General features: G+C 68.1%; 6 protein-coding genes. 1 reads left to right on the top strand and 5 read right to left on the bottom strand.

Translation table 11 applies throughout. The features are described 5' to 3' along the window. Positions 1 to 217 precede the first annotated feature (217 nt). The 4 genes from QCD75_RS21500 to QCD75_RS21485 all read right to left on the bottom strand — a co-directional run bounded on the left by QCD75_RS21500 (position 218) and on the right by QCD75_RS21485 (position 3,120). Positions 218 to 316: a 30S ribosomal protein bS22 gene (locus QCD75_RS21500; RefSeq protein ID WP_003792170.1), complete on the bottom strand. Its 99-nt coding sequence runs from the start codon at positions 314 to 316 to the stop codon at positions 218 to 220. A gap of 201 nt (positions 317 to 517) precedes the next feature. Beyond that, a complete protein-coding gene (locus tag QCD75_RS21495; RefSeq protein WP_226760556.1) occupies positions 518 to 730 on the bottom strand; it encodes a helix-turn-helix domain-containing protein in 213 nt (70 codons plus the stop codon). Between the two features lie 313 nt (positions 731 to 1,043). Continuing rightward, a complete protein-coding gene (locus tag QCD75_RS21490) occupies positions 1,044 to 2,156 on the bottom strand; it encodes a 3-deoxy-7-phosphoheptulonate synthase (protein WP_301231554.1) in 1,113 nt (370 codons plus the stop codon). Between the two features lie 274 nt (positions 2,157 to 2,430). Continuing rightward, positions 2,431 to 3,120, bottom strand: a complete 690-nt coding sequence (locus tag QCD75_RS21485; RefSeq protein WP_301231553.1) for a FadR/GntR family transcriptional regulator — start codon at positions 3,118 to 3,120, stop codon at positions 2,431 to 2,433. A 119-nt stretch (positions 3,121 to 3,239) separates the two neighbouring features. On the opposite strand from QCD75_RS21485, the gene QCD75_RS21480 reads away from it, so the two are divergent. Beyond that, positions 3,240 to 4,568 carry an alpha-hydroxy acid oxidase gene (locus tag QCD75_RS21480; protein ID WP_301231551.1) on the top strand — a complete coding sequence of 443 codons (1,329 nt, stop codon included), beginning with the start codon at positions 3,240 to 3,242 and terminating at the stop codon, positions 4,566 to 4,568. Between the two features lie 115 nt (positions 4,569 to 4,683). Here the strand turns inward: QCD75_RS21480 and gdhA are convergent. Continuing rightward, the coding region (gdhA, locus tag QCD75_RS21475; protein WP_301231550.1) for an NADP-specific glutamate dehydrogenase at positions 4,684 to 5,666 on the bottom strand (983 nt) is incomplete at its 5' end.

The raw sequence follows: 5,666 nt of genomic DNA, 5'->3' as shown, positions 1-5,666 counted from the left end.
CGCGCTACGCTCCCGGCCCAGCGCTACCCGGATCCGCGTAGCGTCCGTGCGAATCCGCGTCGCCTGTCCGAAAGCGCGTCGCCCGGCGTCGCCCGCGCCCCCGTCTGGCGCGCCGCCCGACCAAACGCCCCGCGGTGATCCGGAACACGCGCGGAAACGCCAAAGAAAATGCCCGCTGCCTGGAAGGCAACGGGCATTCACATGATGCGAAGTATCTCTACTTCTTATTGCGACGCTGGTGGCGCGTCTTGCGAAGCAGCTTGCGGTGCTTCTTCTTGGCCATACGCTTGCGACGCTTCTTAATAACTGAACCCACGAAAGTTCCTTACCGGCTAGATGCAGTACCTGCCTGTTGGAAAGGGTCCGCGGGCTAAGCAGCAGACTGTACAACTGACAGGTTCTTACAATGACGTAAAACGTTCCTTAACAGGGTACCGCCTATCGGGGGCACACCACGACCGCAGGCACCATCCGGGGCCCGTGGATTCTTATTCCGGCTGCGGAAGACGCCGGATGCTCAGGCGGTTTCCGTGTTCCCGTCGACGACAGCACCTTTGAGGTACTGGTCGACGGCGGTTTCCGGCACCCGGTAGGAGCGCCCGAAGCGGACCGCCGGCATCTCGCCGGAATGGACAAGCCGGTACACGGTCATTTTGGACACGCGCATGACATCCGCGACTTCGGCCACGGTCAAGAAGCGTGCGTTGGAGAAGTTAGCCTCCGAAGACATTTCCCTAATTCCTTTACTCAAGCGAACGGCAGCCCCATCAAAACGACATGGCGGTGTGCCGACGCTGAGCCATCAATCAACCATGTACTAGATACTGTAGGGGCTGATGGTGCCCCTGTGAAAGAGTTGCACGGGATTGCGCGTGCCCAGGGCGCAGAACTGTGCGCCTGCGCGGCCCCTCCGGCCGCGGGTCCGGCGAATCCGCGGCCCCCTTCCACTGCCGGCCGCGATCCGGCGAAAACGCGCCCCCTCCACCGCGGCCCGCGGGCGCGCCTAGCCCCGGGCTCGGCGAATGCGCGGCCCGCGGGCGAGCCTAGCCCCGGGTCCGGCGGATTCGCGCGGAGGCCGCGAGCTGTGCCAGCACGGATGCCGTGACTTCCCACTCCATGCAGGCGTCCGTCACGCTCTGGCCGTAGACGAGATCGTCCACCCCGGCGGCGTGCTCGGCGACGTCGAGGTTCTGCGCACCGCCAACAAGGAAGCTCTCCAGCATGACGCCGGCAATGGCACCGGCCGAGGCACCGCCGCTCTCCAGCTGTGAACCGATTTCGAGGGCAACTTCGGCCTGCCGGTGGTGGTTCTTGCCGCTGTTGGCGTGGCTCGCGTCCACGATCAGCCGCGGGTTGAGCTGCTTGGCGGCCAGCTTGGCGGAGGTGGCCTCGACGTCGGCGGCGGCGTAGTTGGGGCCCTTGCGACCGCCGCGCAGGATAACGTGCGCGTCCGGGTTGCCGGCGGTGGCGACCAGTGCGGCCCGGCCCTCGCCGTCGATTCCGAGGAACGCCTGCGCTGCCCCGGCGGCGCTGCACGCGTCCAGCGCGACCTGAAGGTCGCCGTCAGTCCCGTTCTTGAAACCGATCGGCATGGACAGCCCGGACGCCAGCTGGCGGTGGATCTGGCTTTCCGTGGTGCGGGCACCGATGGCGCCCCAGGAGACCAGGTCCGCCATGTACTGCGGGCTGATGGGCTCCAGGAACTCGGTGCCGGCGGGCAGGCCGAGCGCGGTGACCTGCTGCAGGAAGCGGCGTGCGGCGCGCAGCCCGGCGGCGATGTCATGACTGCCGTCCAGGCGCGGGTCGTTGATCAGGCCCTTCCAGCCCACCGTGGTGCGGGGCTTCTCGAAGTACGCACGCATCACGATCAGCAGGTCTTCCTTGTGCTTCTCTGCCTGGCTGACCAGACGGCGGGCGTATTCGAGGCCGGCCTTGGGGTCGTGGATGGAGCAGGGGCCCACAATGACGAGTAAGCGGTCATCGACCCCGTCCATGACGGCGCGGACCTCGTCCCGGCCCCGAGCCACGACTTCGGCGAGACGGACGTCCAGCGGCAGCTCCGCGAGCATGTCCCGCGGGGTCGGCAGCGGCGTGAACTCGCTGACGCGCAGGTTTGAGGTGGACTGCTGGGATTCGGGGGCTGCTTCGATGCTCATGGGGGTCCTGTTCCGGGGTGCGGAGCGGGCCCTGATCAGAACCCGCCGGGAAATGGCGAAGGGCAGAGAATGATCTCTGCCCTGTTGGCTCTGAAGGAAGGTTGGATGCGTGTCAGCTAGACGCGGGCCCCTCCAGAGCCAACGAAAAATACGCATACCAACGGTTTGTCATAATCCCGACCATAGCCCGGCAATTGCCGCCGCCGCAAAATCCGGACGTAACATTTCCGGCTCGGAGTGCTGCAGCCGCACCCGGGAGATCAGGAGTCCCGGATCAGGCCCCCGAGCCCAGGCCGGCCTCCGCGTAGTAGCCCTCGATGTGGTCCGCCACCAGCTGCGCCGCGCGGCCGCCGTCGTGGTTGGAGATGGCCGCCAGGATCCCCCGGTGTTCGGCACGGAGCCGCGCCGCGGTGGAGTCCCAGTCGGGCAGGTTTCCGGTGAACCGGCCGGCGTAGTCCTGGATGGCCTCGCGCAGGGAGCCCATCATGGCGCTGACTACCGCGTTCCCGGCGGCATCCGCCAGCGCCAGATGGAAACGGATGTCCAGGGCAAGGAACTCCTCCGTGTCGGTGCAGCTGTCCATCTGCTCCAGCAGCTGTGCGGCCTCGGCCAGCGCGGGCGATTCCGGGCGCGCCCGGGAAGCGGCCCAGGATTCCAGCAGCACACGCGTCTCCACGATGTCCTTGACGGGCAGGTGCGAGGTGGCCACATGCAGCCGGAGCGCCGAGCCCAGTGCCGCGGTCGGGTCAGCGATGACGACGGTCCCCGCGTCCGGGCCCGAACCCACCCCGGCCCGGAGCACACCCATGGCCTCCAGGACCCGGATGGCCTCGCGGACGGAGGTGCGGGAGACCTTGAGCTGCTCGGCGAGCGCCCGCTCAGCCGGCAGCCGTCCGCCCAGGGCAAGCTGGCCGCTGGAGAGCTGGCCCTCAATCCACTGCAGGACAAGCTGGTGGGTACGCATGGGGCCATCCTACTTGATGTGGTTGGACCACACGCTTAGACTGTGGCTGGACCACACCCCCGGTGGAGTTTTGGCGGGGACCCGACATCCAGGAACACGAGACCTGCCCGGAGGCAGCCATGACGCAGACCATCGAGCCCGGCAACCCCGAGGCGCCCACCCAAGCAGCGGACACCGGCGCGGCTAGCCACCCGGCCGCAGCCACCCCGGGAGCCGTTCCCGCCGCGCTTAAGCGCCGCATGCCCAAGTACTCGGACCTCGCCCCGCTGATGCAGTTCAAGAAGCCCGAGTTCAGCCGCGCCTCAAGGCTGCGCCGCGCCAGCACCATCTGGGATCTCCGGGACATGGCCAAGCGCCGGACACCCCAGGCCCCCTTCGACTACACCGACGGCGCGGCCGAAGCCGAGATCACGCTGGGCCGCGCCCGCGAGGCGTTCCTAGACATCGAATTCCGGCCCGGCATCCTCCGGGACGTCTCCAGCGTGGACCTCAGCACCGACGTCCTCGGGAAGCCGTCGCGGCTCCCGGTGGGCATCGCCCCGACCGGTTTCACCCGGATGATGCAGTCCGAGGGTGAGTACGCCGGGTCCCAGGCCGCCGCGGCCGCCGGCATCCCCTACACGCTCTCCACCATGGGCACGGCCTCCATCGAGGACGTGGCCGCCGCCGCACCGGATGGCCGGAACTGGTTCCAGCTCTACCTGTGGACGGACCGTGACCGCTCGCTGGAGCTGATCGAACGCGCGGCCAGGGCGGGCAACGACACCCTCATGGTCACCGTGGACACTGCCGTCGCGGGGGCCCGGCTGCGCGACGTGCGCAACGGCATGACCATCCCGCCGGCACTGACGATCAAGACCGTGTTGGACGCCTCCTACCGGCCGGCGTGGTGGTTCAACTTCCTCACCCACGAGCCGCTGACTTTCGCCTCGCTGTCCCGCTACACCGGCACCGTCGCGGACCTGATCAACTCGATGTTCGACCCCACCCTGACGTTCGATGACCTCGACTGGCTGCGCGAGACATGGAAGGGCAAGCTCGTGGTCAAGGGCATCCAGACGGTCGAGGACGCTCGCAAAGTCGTGGACCACGGGGCCGACGGCGTCGTACTTTCCAACCACGGCGGACGCCAGCTGGACCGCGCCCCGATCCCGTTCCACCTGCTCCCGGACGTCAAGGCGGCGCTCAAGGCGGACAACAGCGACGCCGCGATCATCCTGGACACCGGCATCATGAGCGGTGCGGACATCATCGCGGCTCTGGCCCTGGGCGCCGATTTCACACTGATCGGCCGGGCATACCTGTACGGGCTCATGGCCGGTGGGCGGGCCGGTGTGGACCGGGCCATCGAGATCCTGGAAAAGGACATGCTCCGCACCATGGCGCTGCTGGGCGTCAGCCGGATCTCGGAGCTGACCCCGGACCACGTGCGGCTGCTCGGCAAGTAGTTCCCGGCATATAGCCTGTGCATAAGATCCCGCCGGAAGTGGCGCGGCGGCAGTGTCTGTCGACAAACACTGCCGCCGCGGTCATTCCGGCACAGGAGCACCCGGGCGATCAGACCTAGATGAGCCCCTGGGCCAGCATCGCGTCGGCCACCTTCACAAAGCCGCCGATGTTCGCGCCGAGCACGTAGTTCCCCGGGTCCCCGTACTCGTCCGCGGTGGCGGCGCAGCTGTCGTGGATCCCGACCATGATCTCGGTGAGCCGTTCCTCGGTGTGCGCGAAGGACCAGGAGTCGCGGCTTGCGTTCTGCTGCATTTCCAGCGCGGACGTGGCCACCCCGCCCGCGTTCGCGGCTTTGCCCGGGCCGAACAGGATGCCGGCGTCCTGGAAGACCGCGACGGCGGCACGGGTCGAGGGCATGTTGGCGCCCTCCGCCACCACGAGGAGTCCGTTGCGGACCAGCCGGGCGGCGGCGTCGCCGTCGAGCTCGTTCTGCGTGGCGCACGGCAGCGCGACGGTCGCGTCAAGGTCCCAGACGGAGCCGCCCTCCACGTAGGCGACGGCCGAGCGCCGGGTTTCGTATTCCTTAAGCCGTCCGCGCTCGACCTCCTTGATCTGCCGTAGCAGCGCGACGTCGATCCCGGCCTCGTCCACGATGTAGCCGGAGGAATCCGAGCAGGCGACCACGGTGGCGCCGAGCGACTGGGCCTTGGCGATCGCGTTGATGGCGACGTTGCCCGAGCCGGAGACCACCACGCGCTGGCCGTCTAAGGACTTCCCGCGGGTCTTGAGCATCTCCTCGGCGAAGATCACGGTGCCGTAGCCGGTGGCCTCGGGCCGCACCAGCGAGCCGCCCCAGGAAATGCCCTTGCCGGTGAGGACGCCGGATTCGTAGCGGTTGGTGATCCGCTTGTACTGCCCGAACAGGTAGCCGATTTCGCGGCCGCCGACGCCGATGTCCCCGGCCGGGACGTCGGTGTACTCGCCGATGTGGCGGTACAGCTCGGTCATGAAGGACTGGCAGAAGCGCATGATCTCGGCGTCAGAGCGCCCGCGGGGGTCGAAGTCGGAGCCGCCCTTGCCGCCGCCGATCGGCATGC

Origin of the sequence: Arthrobacter sp. PsM3 (genome assembly GCF_030433895.1) — a bacterium.
Taxonomy (GTDB): Bacteria; Actinomycetota; Actinomycetes; order Actinomycetales; family Micrococcaceae; genus Arthrobacter.
This window is presented reverse-complemented; position numbering and strand designations above follow the sequence as displayed.